Consider the following 14228-nt stretch of genomic DNA (forward strand, 5'->3'; position numbering starts at 1 on the left):
ACTGTGATGTCAATTACACATTCGCGAGACTTCGACCACCGAATGTGACCACCCACCCCTACCGCCCGGCTCGGGCGCGCCGCACTGCCGCGGCACCGCCACGAGTTCCCGTGCAGGTATTCGAAAGGACCCGATGATGGTCACCCATGCGCCAGACGGCGGATCGGCTCGGACGCGACAGCAGGACGCGACCGACGAGCGATGGACGCCCCAACTGATCTTCTCGCTCGCCTCGATCGTGTTGCTGCTGGAGATGCTCGCGGTCAGCTACATGATGATCTCGATCGCGTTGCCGCAGATCGTCACCCACTACCGGACGACGCAGGGTGCGTGGTTGCTCACGTCGTTCCTGCTGGTGGGGGCGATCACCTGCCCGCTGATCGGCAAGCTCGCCGACACCCACGGCAAGCGCAAGATGCTGCTGACGGCCGTCGGCCTGTCGGCGCTCGGGTCGCTGATCTCGGCGATCGCACCGACGTACGCGGTGCTGATCGCCGGCCGCTCCCTGACCGGGCTGCTCGTGCCGTGCCTGTTCCTCAGCTATTCGCTGATCCGCGACGTCTTCCCCGCCCGGACGGTGGCGTTGGCGGTCAGCATCGCCACGAGCGGTATGGGGCTCATCGCGATCCCCGCGCCGTTCTTCACCGGCTGGCTGATCGACAATTTCGGCTTCCGGAGCATCTTCTGGTTCTTCCTGGCCGGTCTCGTGGTCCTCAGCATTCTGATCCGGGCGACGACCGGCGAATCGACCGTCCGTCTGCGGTCGCGCATCGACCTGATCGGCGCCGCGCTCCTCGGCGCGGGACTCGCCGGCATCCTCGTCGGAGTGAGCTTCGGGCCGTCGTGGGGCTGGACGTCGGGGTCGACCCTCGGGTTCATCGCCGGCGGTGTCGCCCTGCTGGTGGCGTGGATCGTGTCCGCACTTCTGCTGCCGGACCCGCTGATCGACATCCGGTTCTTCGGTAAGCGGCCCGTATTCCTGACGGCACTCGGCGCCGGATTCTGCTACGGCACGTCCTCGGTCTTCACGATCATGCTCCCGATGATGTGCATGACCCCGGCGATCCTGGGGCTCGGCTACGGATTCGGCATCAGCGCAGAGGGATTCGCGATCTTCCAGGCTCCGTTGGGTGGTGCGGTGGTGATCGGCGGACTGATCGTCGGAACCCTGGTTCCCCGGAACGTGAGGCCGCGGATCCTGATGGTCGTGGGCATGCTGCTGATGGCCGCGGCCTGCCTGCTCACGGCGACGATCCACGACGACAAGGCGCTGCTGATCGGCTTCGCCGCCCTCCTGGGAGTGGGAATGGGCATGGGGTACGCCTCCATCCCGAACCTGCTCATCGCCACGGTGCCGCCGCAATTGCAGGCGACGACGGCGAGCATGGTGGCGGTGTTCCAGAGCATTCTGCCCGCCATCCTTCCGGTCATCGCGTTCACCGTGTTGAACTCGCACATCGCGACCGTCGTGCAGGGCGCCGTCTTCTACACGGACACCGGCATCACCATCGCATTCGTGATTGGCGCGATCTCGGCGCTGCTGGGCGCGGTGGTGGCCGTCGCGCTGCCCCGCAGGATTTCGCAGCTGAGCGCACCCGGTGCCGAGTCCACCTCGGCGACCGACGTGGTTCTCGCCCACTGAGCGGCTGGTCATGACGTCGTCGCCGCGTCCCCGAGCGGGCGCGGCGACGACCACCGGGCGGCCCGCTCCGTCGAAACCGCTCCCGGCCGTCTGCCGAGTGGGAGGCTGAGGTGGGGAAACAGTTCTCTGGTTCGACCCGGACGACAGGAGACCACCATGCGACTGACCACACTCGGCGACCTTCCCGGACGCATCGCGACCGGGGGCTTCATCCTCCATACGGGATTGCAGAAATGGTCGGCGGACGAGCAGACCGCCCAGGGCGTTCACGGTATGGCGGCGGGCGCGTTCCCGTTCCTGAACGCGATTCCGCCGGAACGATTCATCAAGTTGCTGTCGATCGCCGAGATCGGCACGGGCGCAGCGTTGCTCGCACCGTTCGTGCCCACCGTTGTCGCGGGGGCCGCGCTCACCGGGTTCTCCGGGGGGCTCGTGGCGATGTACGCGAGGACCCCCGCTCTGCGGAACCCCGGCAGCATCTGGCCGAACGAGAACGGCACCGCCGTCGCGAAGGACACGTGGATGCTCGGGATGGGGCTCGGTTACGTGCTCACCGGGTGGACGCGGCTCCGCAACCGCTGACGGTCCGGCGGTGGCGTCGACGCTGTCGTCACTGTTCGGGCACGGCGCAGAAGTCGCTGTCGGAGAATCCGGAAGGGCGCACACCGAGCGCCTGGTTGAGACGTCCGCGGTGATTCTCCCAGGCGATGGCCGCGGCGAGTTCGGTCACCTGGGACTCGGAGAAGGCGGCGAGCAGCGAACGCCGCAGGTCGTCGCCGATGTGGGCGGGGGTGCGTGTCATCGCGTCGGCGAACTCCAGGACCAGCTTCTCGGTGTCGTCGAACGCGGAGCTCTCGCGGAACGCCGGCAGGGCGCGCAACTGGGCGTCGCTGACCCCGAGCGCACGGCTGAACGCCGATCCGATGTCGAGGCAGTACTCGCAGTTGGTCAGCGCGGCCGCCTTGATCTCGGCGAGCGCCTTCAACCGGGGGTCGACCCGGGCGCTCGCCGCCAGCGCGACCTCGTGGAATCCGACGGCCGCGAGCAGCTGCGGCCGGCGTCGCAACCAGCGAAACAGGTCTGCCCGGTTGCGGCGGGCGGTGGGAAAGACGCGGCGAAACGAGTCCATCTGACCGAGGACGCTCATGCTGTCGGTTTACACCCGCCGCCGGACCGAGACAACCCCTGGGCCATTCGGCAATCGCCGTGTCCCGGCGGCGGGAGTGTTCTACGTTCGGAGCTGAGGCCGACCCCGCCGCACCCCGAGGAGTCACCATGAAGGCAGTCGTCTGCACCGAGACTCGCCTGGAGTTCGGTGACGTCCCGGCTCCGGTCCCGGCCAGGGGTCAGGTGCTGATCGACGTGTCCCGGTGCGGGATCTGCGGCTCGGACCTGCACGCCCGCGTGCACGCCGACGAGATGGCGGAACTGGCCGCCGAGACCGGCTACCGCGACTTCATGCGTTCACACCAGCGGGTCGTGCTGGGTCACGAGTTCAGCGGCACCGTTGCCGGTTACGGGCCCGGCTGCCGGAAGCGGTGGCCGGTGGGTACCGCGGTGGTGGCGTTGCCGATCGTCCGCACCGGCGCCGGGATTCACCTGACCGGCCTGTCTGCCTCGGCGCCCGGTGGCTACGCCGAACAGGTGGTGGTGCAGGAGTCGATGACGCTGCCGGTCCCGAACGGTCTGACGGCGGAGAAGGCGGCCCTGACCGAGCCGATGTCGGTGGCGTGGCACGCGGTGCGCAAGGGTGACGTCGGCAAGCGCCGGAACGCGGTCGTCATCGGGTGCGGCCCGATCGGTCTCGCGGTGATCAGCATGCTGAAGGCGACTGGTGTCCGTACCGTGGTGGCCGCCGACTTCTCCACCCGCCGCCGCGAACTCGCCCGGCAGTGCGGTGCCGACGTCGTCGTCGACCCTGCCGCGGCGTCGCCCTGGACGTCGTATCCGCGACGTCGGGAAACGACCTCGATCACGGATGTGCTCGGTCTCGGGCTGGACACCATGGAGAAACTGCGCCGAATCCCGAGGCTGCCGTGGTGGCATGCGTTCGCCCTCGCCGACACGGTGGGCGCGACACCGTCCGGGCCGGTCGTCTTCGAGTGCGTCGGCATGCCCGGCGTCATCGACGGCATCCTGGCCGGGGCCCCCGCTGCGGTCCCGCGTCGTCGTGGTCGGGGTGTGCATGGAGACCGACACGTTCCGGCCGGCGCTCGCGGTCAACAAGGAGATCGAACTCCGCTTCGCCGTCGCCTACGACCCCCGCGAATTCCGCGACACCCTCCACATGCTGGCCGACGGAAAGGTCGATCCGACACCGCTGATCACCGGCACGGTCGGCCTGCCCGGGGTCGAATCCGCGTTCGCCGCGCTGGGTGACCCCGAGGTGCACGCGAAGATCCTGATCGACCCCGAGATCAGCACCGCTTCCCTGTGATCCGCCGCCGATCATGAACTCTCACCATCCCCGCCTCCGATGGGTCGCCCCGGCGCTGCTCCTCGCGTTGATCTACGCGGCGTCGCTCACCGTGTACGGGTTGAGCAGCCGCACCGGCGAGGACGAGGGACCGTTCGAGGGCAGCAACGACGAGGTCGTGGTCCTGGTGACGGCGAAGTCCCTGCAGCCGACGACCGACCGGGTGCAGGCCGAGGTGACGATCGCCGTCGGCGAGGAGTACCTGCACGCCAACGGCGACACCCTGAATCGGGACATCACCCTGCTGCTCTTCCCGAGCACCAGTCACGAAGAGATCGTGTTCCGGGCGGGCGCCGCACCGACGACGTTCGACACCGAGTTCATCGCCACCGGCAACGCGGCGTACTGGCCGTTCGACCGGTTCGAGGTGAACCCGATGGTCGTGGAGGCGTACGAGGGCGCCGGCGCCGACCGTGAACTGCTGCCCACGGGTCTCCTCGTGGACGGCAGAGTCGACGGGTGGAAGGCGCGGGCCGAAGCGGTGACAGTCGACACGGACCTCTCGCGGAACGGCACCGGCGCCGCGCTGTTGTTCGCGCGCACGGGCGGGAACCTGATCTACGCCGGCATCCTCTTGCTGATGATGACGATCCTCGCGGGGCTCGCCGCGTTCGTCGCGCTGCAGACGTTCCGGCGCAAGCGGGCCGTCAACACGGACATGCTCGGATGGATGGCGGCGATGCTGTTCGCGGTCGTGCCGTTGCGCGGAATCCTGCCGGGAAGCCCGCCGATCGGGTCGTGGGTCGACATCGCCCTCACGGTGTGGGTGGTGTCCACCCTCGTCGCGTCGCTGGCGTTGTTCGTCTTCTGCTGGTGGAGGGACAGCGAGCAGCCCGCTCAGCCCTGATCAGCTGGGGCGCGTAACGGCGCCAGCCGTGTGGGTGTCAGGCGCGGTGTGCGGTGAGGGAGTCGATCGCGGCCCGCAGTTTGGTGGTGGCGTCGTCGGCGACGTCGTTCAGTCCCGGTTCGCCGGTGACTTCGACCATCAGGGCTGGGTTCATCGCGTCGACGATGACGCTGTTCTCGGTGGCGGTGTCGGCGCGCACGACGACATTGCAGGGCAGCAGCAGCCCGATCTGCCGGTCCACGTTGACTGCGCGGTGGGCCAGAGGCGGGTTGCACGCGCCGAGGATCAGATAGTCCTCCATGTCCTCGCCTAGTTTCGCCTTCAAGGTGGCTTTCATGTCGATCTCTGTGAGAATTCCGAAACCCTGCTCGGACAGGGCCTTCCGAGTGCGTTCCACGGCATCGGCGAACGTTGTGTGAAGTGTTGTCGACAATGCGAGATTCATGACCATTCGGCCTTCTTTCGGTGTTCGTGGGATCTGGTGTTCGGCATTCGCTGTGTGATCGTCGATGCGTTGAATCGGAGCGGCCCTGGGCCATGCGGGTGAATGACGATCAGGCGAGCGCAAGGAAGAGCTTCTCCAGTTCAGCCTCAGTCATGGGTTCGGCACCCTCCGCAGCGTCGCCGGTCAGGCATTCACGCAACCCGGTTGCGACGATCTTGAACCCGGCCCGATCCAGAGCGCGAGAGACCGCAGCGAGCTGGGTGACGACGTCTTTGCAGTCACGTCCCTGCTCGATCATCGAGATCACCCCGGCCAGCTGCCCGTGCGCGCGGCGGAGCCGATTGAGTACCAACGCAATGCTGTCGTCGTCGCCGACCACGAGTGTCCCCTTCCTGAAATCTGACCCCAATAATACCCCTGGGGGTATCGTGTCGGGGTAGGTGAGTCCAGTGTCACCTCACTCGCGCCGCGCCTGCTCCTTGGACCTCCCGAGTGGCTGAGCGGGCCGTGCTCACCGCGACTTGTACACCGAATACCAGGTCCGCCGTGCAACACGCATCATCGCGGCGTGCAGATGTTCAGCGCGGCGATACAGTTCCCGTCTACGCAGCTCCCGTCGGACGTCGGGCTCGGTTTCGAGATCGGCGATCGCAGCGCGGTAGGCGTGCTCGACCGCGGACAATTCTTCGATAGCGTGATCGGCGCACGTTGCCGCGTCCCCACTCGGCAGCGCCCGCAGCCCCTGTGCGAGGGGGACCATCGCTTTCGCGAGCCTGTCTATCAACTCGACGAGGTAAGGATCAGGCGGGGCGCAGGTCGGGCCGGAACACGACAGCTCGGACTCCCGGATCAAGGCGTACCCGGCCTCGGTGATCTCGCCGAGACGCTCCCCCAGTTCGAAGAGGTCTTCCGCCTCGACGGGGGTGCTGAAACTATCGCGCACGGCGTCGTTGAGAGTGCGGCGGGCACGATGCTCGTTCCCTGCGGCGACCCGCAGCTCCGCGACGGCATCATGGGTCGGGATCTTGCCGTGTCCCCAGTCGTTCAACACGTGTATGCACTGCTCGACGATGTCGAGCTGTTGGCGCAGCATGCCCAGCAGGTCGAACGAGCGTGGCAGGAACCACGCATTGGACAGTCGCGGCCGATGCATCAGATCGCCCCCCACACCGGAAACAGCATCGCCCCCAGCAGTGCGGTCATCGGTAGCGTGACGACCCAGGCCACGCCCATCTCTGTGACTACCTTCCAGTGCACATGCCGCGCGCGGTGTTGTGCTCCCGTGCCCACTACACCGGCGGCAACTACATGTGTGGTGCTGACCGGTGCACCCACGAGGGATGCGCCGAGGATCACGCCGGCGGCGCCGGCCTGACTGACCAGCCCGTCGAGCGGAGTCATCCGAAACACCCCACGCCCCACCGTCCGCACGATACGCCACCCGCCGAACGCGGTTCCGACCGTCAGACTCGTCGCAGCTGCCAGCTTGACCCACAGGGGCACGGTGAACTCGGTGAGATGGCCACCCGCTATGAGCAGCAGCGTGATCACGCCCATGGATTTCTGCGCATCGTTGCCACCGTGGCTCAGTGCGAGTGTGGCGGCCGTGACCCATTCGGCGCGGCGCACCGGGCCGAGTGCGCGTCGACGGGCACGTCGCATCAGTCTCCAGGCGATGGTCGCGAGCAACGCACACGCGACCGCGCCGAGAAGTGGGGAGATTGCCAGACCGACCAGGATCCCCACCACGCCGGAAGGTCGGCCGTCGGTGAATCCGCCCCAGTGCACACCACTCGGGCCCGCAGCGATCAGGGATGCACCGACCAGTCCGCCGACCAGGGCGTGCGATGAACTCGATGGCAGCCCGAACCACCAGGTGACAAGGTTCCATGCGATCGCTGCAGTCAGTGCGGCGCCGACCGCTGTGACCGTCGCGCTCGCGGGCAGTGCGACGACTCCTCCGACGGTGTCGGCCACGGCCGTTCCCACGATCAATGGGCCGACGAAGTTCCCGGCAGCAGCCAGGATGAGCGCGTGTTCGGGGCGAGCGGCCCGGGTGGCGACGAGCGCGGCGATCGAGTTCGCGGAGTCGTGGAAGCCGTTGGTGAGGTCGAACGCGAGCGCTGTCGCGATGGCCAGGAGGACAGCGACCTCCACGGCTCAGTACACGCGATCGGTGTGTGGGCTCTCTGCGGCCGGCATCGAACAGGCCATCACGGCCGCACGAGACGGCCTGGTGAACATCTGCAGCGCCGTGACGGCGCGATCAGTCCCGTGCACGGTCAGGCCTCCGATCGGTCGCGGAAGAGAACCTCGGAGAGCGGTCGTCTCGGCGTTGTCGAGAGCGGTTCGGCCCGTGGCCCGATGCCGACCCGGATGAGGACTTGAGGCAGGCCATCGCCCTCGAGCAGCTCACCCACACGGGTTCGCGTCTCCCCCAGCTCGGTCATGTGCGTGACCGGGCACGTACCGAAGCCTCGCGCTGTGCAGGCCAACAGGAGCGCCGAGAGCGCCTCGCCGCATCGCAACCAGTTCAGCCTCGAGTCCGAGCCGGTGGTGAGCACGAGTATCGCTGCACGGTCCTCCAGGTCGCCGGGGTCACACGTGGCAGTGCCTGGAGGGAACTCTCGTCCGACCGGGACAGTTCCCGGTGGCGCGGCTGGTAGCGCCGCCGACGGAATCCCGTCGGGATACAGTGCGTGCCCGGCCCACCAGCGCAGCTCGGCTTGGTACACCGGGTTCTCGCGGCGTAGACCTCGGAGGCGAAGTGACATTGCCTCGAGTGCGGGTCGTGCGCGATCTCCGATGTCTTCCACCTGTGTTCCTGCGCGTTCGGCGAGTTCGGTGACCTGCGCCAGGGTGTCGTCCCATGAGGTAGGTGCAGACATCGGTAGCCGCTCGGTGTACCGGCGTGCGATCGCCGTTGCCATGGAGATCTCGGATTCGGACACGTCCGCCGTGGGGGTGAATGCAACAGTTGCCAGACACTCGCGGTTCGCCGAATGCGGCATGCGTTCGATCACCGAATCCCAATGGTGCTCGAGTAGAGCGTATTTCAGATGGTTGAGCGCCGCACCGCAGGACACCACCATTTGACGTCCGAATGAATCGGTGGCAGGCAGGATGCGGTCGGGGTCACTGGACAGTGTCAGACCCTCCGGCTCGAGGACCCACCGCCACGGTTGACTGTTGTGAAGAGATGGCGCCCGGCAGGCCGACGCGACCACCGACTCGATCGTGCGCCAACTCGGCATCGTCTCCGCAGCTGTGCCCATCACCCACCTCATTACTCGTAGCCAGGTGCGCCGCTTGGTGCCATCGTGGTGATGTCGAGTCTCGCGTACCGGGCCCTCGCACCGGTAGGGCCGGAGGTCATCGCGACATTCTGCCGTCACCCACCCGAGGGCTGGACCGACATGCGACTGTGGGATGGCGGGTCCCCGATCAGCTCTGGCTGCCCGCGGTCTCCAACCGGGCTGCCGTCAGTAGCGAGGACACGCCCTGTTCGATCGCCGTTCCCAGGTCGGCGAGGTCCGGGGTGGTGTCGTAGTCACCGGTCAACCCGAACGTCAGATTGTCGGCGTAGCTGAGGATTGCGATGCCGACGCGCAATCGCAGTGCGATGGGTACGTACGGGAAGATGTCGACGATTCTTCGGCTGAGGAGGTGACGAGTCTGTTGGGGTCCGGGGATGTTGGTGGCCACTGCCACCACGCTGTGCTGGGGGAATCGGGTGGCCAGACGCAATGCCCAGGCGAGCGGCATGAACGGCCCGGATTGCGCCAAAGTGGTGAACACCTTTCCGCCCTGCGCTTCCTTGCCTGCCTTGTGCGCGGACATCCGCCGATGCACTGCGGTGAGCTGTTCGACGTGATCTTCGATGTCGACCGGCAGGAACGGCAGCATGAGCGATACCTGGTTGTGGAGAGATTCCGCGTCGTCGTTCGCGGACCGCGCCGAGACCGGAACCAGTGTGCGCACCGTGTGTGCGTCGGGGTGTTCACCGCGCCGGAGGAGCAGTGTCCGTAATCCGCCGGTGATGGCCGCGAGGGCGACGTCATTGACCGTGACGCCGTATGCCGCACAGATCTCCCGGACATCCGCCATCCGGGTGCGGGCACCGCGGTAGCGCCGTTGCTTTCCTATCGGACCGATCAGTGAAGTGTCGGACGACGACGTCAGCATCTCGGTCAGGAGCCGGGCAAGTCCCCGGCCCGCTCCGAGTCCCGCTCGAGCGATCGTGAGAGGAGCGCGCAGGATTGTCTCGAGTAGTTCGCACTGGTGGCTCGGGGAGAGCAGCGTGGAGATCGACGGTGCCGGCGGTGGTTGATGCGCGGGGCGATCCGGACCCGACGAGTCGGCGGCGGGGTCGATTGTCGGCTCCACCTCATCGCACATAGCCTCGAACAGTCGTGTTCCGGTGATCCCGTCGGCCATGCAGTGATGGAGTTTGGCGAGCATCGCCCAGCGGTCGCCGCTGAGTCCTTCCACTACCCAGCATTCCCACAGCGGGTGGTCCCGGTCGAGCCGGTGCCCCATGACTCGGGCAACGAATCCGAACAGTGCCTCCTCCTCGCCCGGGTTCGGGATGGCGACCCGTCGCAGGTGTCGGTCGAGGTCGAAGTTCGAATCTTCCGTCCACGACGGGGCACTGACATCGAGTGGAGCCGTGCGGAGTTTGTCGCGTGCGTGTGGAAGGTCGAGGAGACGTTCCGCGACGGCGTCGCGGAACTCCTTCTGATCGGGCGGGGGTCCTTCGATGACTGCCAGCGCTCCGATGGTCAGGCTCGCATGCCGGTCGGAGTCTTCAGTTTCCAGGAAGCCGGCGTCGAGGAAACTCAGCGTGTCATTGCCCATGGTCGACCTCATCGCCTTCCAGTGCGGTGTTCCTGAGGTCCGGATTCACGGCCGTGTCGACTTCAGCTCACGGGCCATCCGGGTGCCTTTCCGATCCCGGCCCATTCCCGGTTCCATTGCGCGAGGCGGTGCCTCGACGCGCTCCAGTGAACACCCAGAAGGAGCAGCACTCCCGCGATGATGCTCGTTGCCCACACTGCGATGGCGGCGATGACCGCGGCGACCGCGCTCTCCCCGCCGGTCATCGGCGCCGCACTGAGATTCCCGTTCGTGTCGACCCAGATGCTCACAGCGTCGCCCGCTTTCGCCCCGGAATCGACGTCGATCATTTTCGTGTGCCCCGTCCCGCCAACGGACCAGTGCACCCGCGCCCGACCAAGATCGGACCCTCCAGTTCCGCGCACCGCATCCTCGCTGTATACGCGCGCCGCATCCTCGACGAGCACGGCGGTCACCTCGCTACGGGTCGCCTGTTCGACTCGTGCTTGGTCGCTCAACCTGGTGTAGGTGGCGGTTCCGAACGCCCCGGCGACCGGAAGCAGGAGTACGACCACCGCGACTACAACGATGACGATGACGGATTCGAGGCGGTCGCTCGGACGCATCAGCCCGTTGTGGCTCCATGGCACCAACCGCCAGATTCGAACTGGTGTAGTCAGTTCCCCAGCCACCACGACCTCCTGCGTTCCGCACTCTCAGTCTTCCGGCTCGTGTCACAGGTCTGTAGAGACCAAGGTCATCTCGCGTCCCTCGGTCGGTGACTGGTGACTTCGGTTGTCGTCAATGCACGGCGGCCCTTCCGGAAGGCGGGACCTTCGGCTCTATGAGGCGTTTGTACCAGCGAAGACGATTGTTGAATCGGGCGAACGCACACTCAGTCGAGGAGACCATCATGACCGCCCACAAGCCGATCGTCGTCGGAGTAGACGGGCAGTCGGCACTGCAGGCCGTGACCTGGGCCGCACGAGAGGCCGTCTACCACGACGCCCCGTTGGTCCTGGTCACCGTCACCTCCGCGTTCGGCGACCCCGGGGTCCCTGCCGGGATACCCGCCAGGTTCTTCGACGACAAGGAACTCGATGCGAGGAAACGCCTGGCAAAGGCCGAGGAATTTGCTCGGGCGGCCGCCGACGGTCACGACATCGACATCGAGATCGCGCGCGACACGGGCTCACCGGCTCACGAATTGCTCGAGCGGTCGAAGACGGCACGCATGGTGGTGATCGGCAGCAACCGGTACGGCCCGGTGGAGAGGGCACTGCTCGGTTCGGTCAGTACCGCAGTCGTCACCCACGCCCAATGTCCCGTCGCGGTGGTCCGCGACCTCCCCCATACCGAGGTGACCGAGATAGTCGGACCGGTCGTCGTCGGGGTGGACGGGACAGCCAACAGCGAACCTGCGATCTCCGTGGCGTTCGAGGAAGCTGCGCAGCGGCACGTCGGGCTGGTGGCCGTGCACGCCTGGTCCGATATCGACCTCGATCTCGCGGGCTGGCGCGGTAGCGGATTCGAATGGGAGAAGCAGCACACCCGCGAGATGGCACTGCTGGCCGAAAGTCTGGCCGGTCGCGCTGAGGACTACCCGGACGTCAAGGTCCAGCCGGTGGCGGTGATAGATCGTCCTGTCCACAATTTGCGCGCACAAGCCGAACGCGCACAACTTCTGATTGTGGGCAGCCGCGGTCGTGGTGGATTCGCGAGCATGTTGCTGGGATCGACCAGCCGGGCCCTGCTGCACTCCGTCACCTGCCCGCTGATCGTCGCCCGCTGAGTTCGTCGCCCTCGCGCGGACAGGGTCATGCACCCGTGCCCGGGGACATCCCTGTCGTCGGGTGTTGCAGCCGCGGTGCGGAGAGCCTACGCGGTGTGCGGTGAGGTCTCGTCGCGGCGACCGCGTGTGAAGTAAGCGATCGGGCCGATGAAATTGACCGCGATAAATGCGGCCCACATCTTCTTGCTGCCGTTGATCTGCCACGGATCGCGGCGAGCGAGATCGGTCCACGCGGCGATCGCGAGTGCCATTTGTACTGCCGCTGACATGGCGACGGCGGTGCGCTGGCGGTGCGTCAGATCAGACCACGACTTGCGGCTTCGTCTGCTGTGCATTATTCGTCCCCTCCTCTCTCTCACCGAAGATATCTCTTTCAGGGGAAAAGGCGTCACCCCTCCGAGTGCGGGCGCACGATCAGCAGCGGGCACGTGGTGATATGCAACAGGGCCTCGCTGGTCGAACCGAGTGTCATACCGGCGAATCCGCCGCGGCCGTGGCTTCCGACCACGATCAGCTGAGCTTCCTCCGCCTCGGCCAGCAGGTGACGCACCGGACGATCTCTGACCACGACGACCCGCACGGCGATGTCGGGATACTGCTCCTTGCGCCCCGCGAGGCATTCGGCCAGCAGGGACCGCTCTGACTGTTCTGCGGCCGTCCACTGTTGCGGATCGATGTGGATCTGCGACAGGTTCTGATCGGACCAGGCGTGCAGCGCAACCAGTTCAGCACCACGCAGTGCACATTCTTCGAACGCGACGTCGATGGCGGCGGCGCTGTTGGCGGATCCGTCGACTCCGACGACGACCGGCCCCGCGCCGTCCTCGATCCGAGACCACCCCTCGATCACCGCGACCGGGCAGCGTGCGTGGCGGGCGACGATCGAGCTGACGGAACCGAGCAAGCCGCCCGTGAATTCACCGAGACCGCGCCGGCCGACAACGATCATCCTCGCGGAGTCCGAGCAATCGACGAGCGCCGCGGGCGCGTACTGCGCATGTACCTCGGTGCGGATCTCGACTCCGCCCCCGCGGTTCTGGGTTTGCGCAATCCCGACCGCGGCGGCCAGGTCTCGTTCGGCGCGGGCGCGCAGTTCGGTTCCGATGCAGGGGACGGCCTCGGCGCCGCGATAGCTGACGCACGACAGGATCAGGAGTGGAGCGTGGCACATTCCGGCCTCACGCGTAGCCCATCGCACGGCGTCCGACGACGACGGGGATCCGTCGACGCCCACGACTATCGGTGCGTTCGTCACGGTGTTCTCCTCGAATCCGTCGGGACGGATGGGGCATCGGTGTGGGGCGGTGCCGGAATCGTGTCCGGACGGCAGATCGTGACGGGGCAGGGAGCGCGATGCAGCATGTCTTGACTGGTCGATCCGAGCAGCGCCCGTCCCAGCGCTCCTCGCCCGTGGCTTCCGACGACCAGGAGTTGCGCCTGACGACACCGCGCGAGCAGGGCATCCGCCGGGGTGCCGCGTTCGGTGACCTGTTCGATCGTCACGTCGGGGTACTCGGTCCGGCAGCCGGCGACGCTTTCGGCGAGTAGTACGCTCTCTGCCGCCTCGACCGGATACTCGTGGCGATGCGAATCCCCTTGGGGCGCTACGCCCGTCCAGGTGTGAACGGCCACGACGGGCACCGCGAACGACTCCGCGAACGAACACGCCCACCGCACCGCCGCGATGCTGATCTCGCTTCCGTCGACGCCGACGATCACCGGCCAGCGGTCGGGCACGGCGGGACCCGTGGCCTGCCGCCACACAGTGACCGGGCATTCGGCGTGGTGCGCCAGCCGTAGGGCCGTGGCGTTCAGATATCCCTCGACGGGCCCGGCACACGACGATCCGATCGCCACCATCGAGGCCGACGATGCCACATCCAGCAGGACATCGGCGGGAGTCGGCCCCGTCATGGTTGTGCATTCGATCGCGGCGGCTGGTTGTTCGCCGCGGATGATGTCGGCGGCACGCGCGAGCGCGGCGTCGCCGAGCACACGGTGCGCCTCGATGTCCCGGACCGGTGCCGGCACCCCATAGAAGACAGGTGCCTGTGGTAGGACGTGAACCAGTCGGAGCGGCACATTCCACTGCGCGGCGACAGCGGCGGCCCAGCGTGCCGCCGCCTCCGCCACGGCCGAGCCGTCGACCCCGGCGACGATCTGCCGGCCGCCCGTGCCGTGCCCGGTCAC

General features: G+C 67.0%; 15 protein-coding genes and 1 pseudogene. 5 read left to right on the forward strand and 11 right to left on the reverse strand.

Annotated elements, in window-relative coordinates; genetic code table 11:
- Nucleotides 1-136 precede the first annotated feature (136 nt).
- Nucleotides 137-1642, forward strand: coding sequence for an MFS transporter (locus JWS14_RS00890; protein WP_095864350.1), 1506 nt, complete (start codon nucleotides 137-139; stop codon nucleotides 1640-1642).
- Nucleotides 1643-1798: 156 nt separating this feature from the next.
- Nucleotides 1799-2224 carry a hypothetical protein gene (locus JWS14_RS00895; protein ID WP_072946288.1) on the forward strand — a complete coding sequence of 142 codons (426 nt, stop codon included), beginning with the start codon at nucleotides 1799-1801 and terminating at the stop codon, nucleotides 2222-2224.
- Nucleotides 2225-2252: 28 nt separating this feature from the next.
- Here the strand turns inward: JWS14_RS00895 and JWS14_RS00900 are convergent, their stop codons facing one another.
- Nucleotides 2253-2789, reverse strand: a complete 537-nt coding sequence (locus JWS14_RS00900; protein WP_072946287.1) for a carboxymuconolactone decarboxylase family protein — start codon at nucleotides 2787-2789, stop codon at nucleotides 2253-2255.
- 128 nt (nucleotides 2790-2917) lie between these two features.
- Between JWS14_RS00900 and JWS14_RS00905 the strand changes: the two are divergent.
- Both JWS14_RS00905 and JWS14_RS00910 read left to right on the forward strand, forming a co-directional pair.
- A pseudogene (locus JWS14_RS00905) lies at nucleotides 2918-4079 on the forward strand (zinc-binding dehydrogenase).
- 13 nt (nucleotides 4080-4092) lie between these two features.
- Nucleotides 4093-4965: a DUF4436 family protein gene (locus tag JWS14_RS00910; protein WP_072946285.1), complete on the forward strand. Its 873-nt coding sequence runs from the start codon at nucleotides 4093-4095 to the stop codon at nucleotides 4963-4965.
- A gap of 37 nt (nucleotides 4966-5002) precedes the next feature.
- Here the strand turns inward: JWS14_RS00910 and JWS14_RS00915 are convergent, their stop codons facing one another.
- The 7 genes from JWS14_RS00915 to JWS14_RS00945 form a co-directional block, all read right to left on the reverse strand.
- Nucleotides 5003-5410 carry a DUF302 domain-containing protein gene (locus JWS14_RS00915; RefSeq protein ID WP_072946302.1) on the reverse strand — a complete coding sequence of 136 codons (408 nt, stop codon included), beginning with the start codon at nucleotides 5408-5410 and terminating at the stop codon, nucleotides 5003-5005.
- Between the two features lie 109 nt (nucleotides 5411-5519).
- Nucleotides 5520-5789 carry a metal-sensitive transcriptional regulator gene (locus tag JWS14_RS00920; RefSeq protein WP_206012285.1) on the reverse strand — a complete coding sequence of 90 codons (270 nt, stop codon included), beginning with the start codon at nucleotides 5787-5789 and terminating at the stop codon, nucleotides 5520-5522.
- 132 nt (nucleotides 5790-5921) lie between these two features.
- A complete protein-coding gene (locus JWS14_RS00925) occupies nucleotides 5922-6563 on the reverse strand; it encodes a hypothetical protein (RefSeq protein WP_206012286.1) in 642 nt (213 codons plus the stop codon).
- Complete coding sequence (locus tag JWS14_RS00930; protein WP_072946282.1) at nucleotides 6563-7567, reverse strand: inorganic phosphate transporter; 1005 nt, start codon at nucleotides 7565-7567, stop codon at nucleotides 6563-6565. The genes JWS14_RS00925 and JWS14_RS00930 overlap by 1 nt, the downstream gene beginning before the upstream one ends.
- A gap of 125 nt (nucleotides 7568-7692) precedes the next feature.
- Entirely contained in the window at nucleotides 7693-8685 is a 993-nt protein-coding gene (locus JWS14_RS00935) for an Acg family FMN-binding oxidoreductase (protein ID WP_095864188.1), read from the reverse strand.
- Nucleotides 8686-8854: 169 nt separating this feature from the next.
- The gene (locus tag JWS14_RS00940) at nucleotides 8855-10267 is read right to left on the reverse strand and encodes a WS/DGAT/MGAT family O-acyltransferase (RefSeq protein ID WP_095864187.1); all 1413 of its coding nucleotides are present in this window, start codon (nucleotides 10265-10267) and stop codon (nucleotides 8855-8857) included.
- Between the two features lie 62 nt (nucleotides 10268-10329).
- Nucleotides 10330-10941, reverse strand: a complete 612-nt coding sequence (locus tag JWS14_RS00945; protein ID WP_476748558.1) for an Rv1733c family protein — start codon at nucleotides 10939-10941, stop codon at nucleotides 10330-10332.
- Between the two features lie 218 nt (nucleotides 10942-11159).
- Here JWS14_RS00945 and JWS14_RS00950 point away from each other — a divergent pair, with 218 nt between their 5' ends.
- Nucleotides 11160-12038: a universal stress protein gene (locus JWS14_RS00950; protein ID WP_206012287.1), complete on the forward strand. Its 879-nt coding sequence runs from the start codon at nucleotides 11160-11162 to the stop codon at nucleotides 12036-12038.
- A gap of 86 nt (nucleotides 12039-12124) precedes the next feature.
- Here the strand turns inward: JWS14_RS00950 and JWS14_RS00955 are convergent, their stop codons facing one another.
- Genes JWS14_RS00955 through JWS14_RS00965 form a run of 3 tightly spaced genes read right to left on the reverse strand, consistent with a single transcriptional unit; the run spans nucleotide 12125 to nucleotide 14228 of the window.
- Nucleotides 12125-12373 carry a PLD nuclease N-terminal domain-containing protein gene (locus tag JWS14_RS00955; protein WP_072946278.1) on the reverse strand — a complete coding sequence of 83 codons (249 nt, stop codon included), beginning with the start codon at nucleotides 12371-12373 and terminating at the stop codon, nucleotides 12125-12127.
- Nucleotides 12374-12426: 53 nt separating this feature from the next.
- Nucleotides 12427-13293: a universal stress protein gene (locus tag JWS14_RS00960; RefSeq protein WP_095864185.1), complete on the reverse strand. Its 867-nt coding sequence runs from the start codon at nucleotides 13291-13293 to the stop codon at nucleotides 12427-12429.
- The gene (locus tag JWS14_RS00965; protein ID WP_072946276.1) at nucleotides 13290-14228 is read right to left on the reverse strand and encodes a universal stress protein; all 939 of its coding nucleotides are present in this window, start codon (nucleotides 14226-14228) and stop codon (nucleotides 13290-13292) included. Before JWS14_RS00965 ends, JWS14_RS00960 begins: the two co-directional genes overlap by 4 nt.

It is taken from the genome of Rhodococcus koreensis (assembly GCF_017068375.1).
Taxonomy (GTDB): Bacteria; Actinomycetota; Actinomycetes; order Mycobacteriales; family Mycobacteriaceae; genus Rhodococcus_F; species Rhodococcus_F koreensis.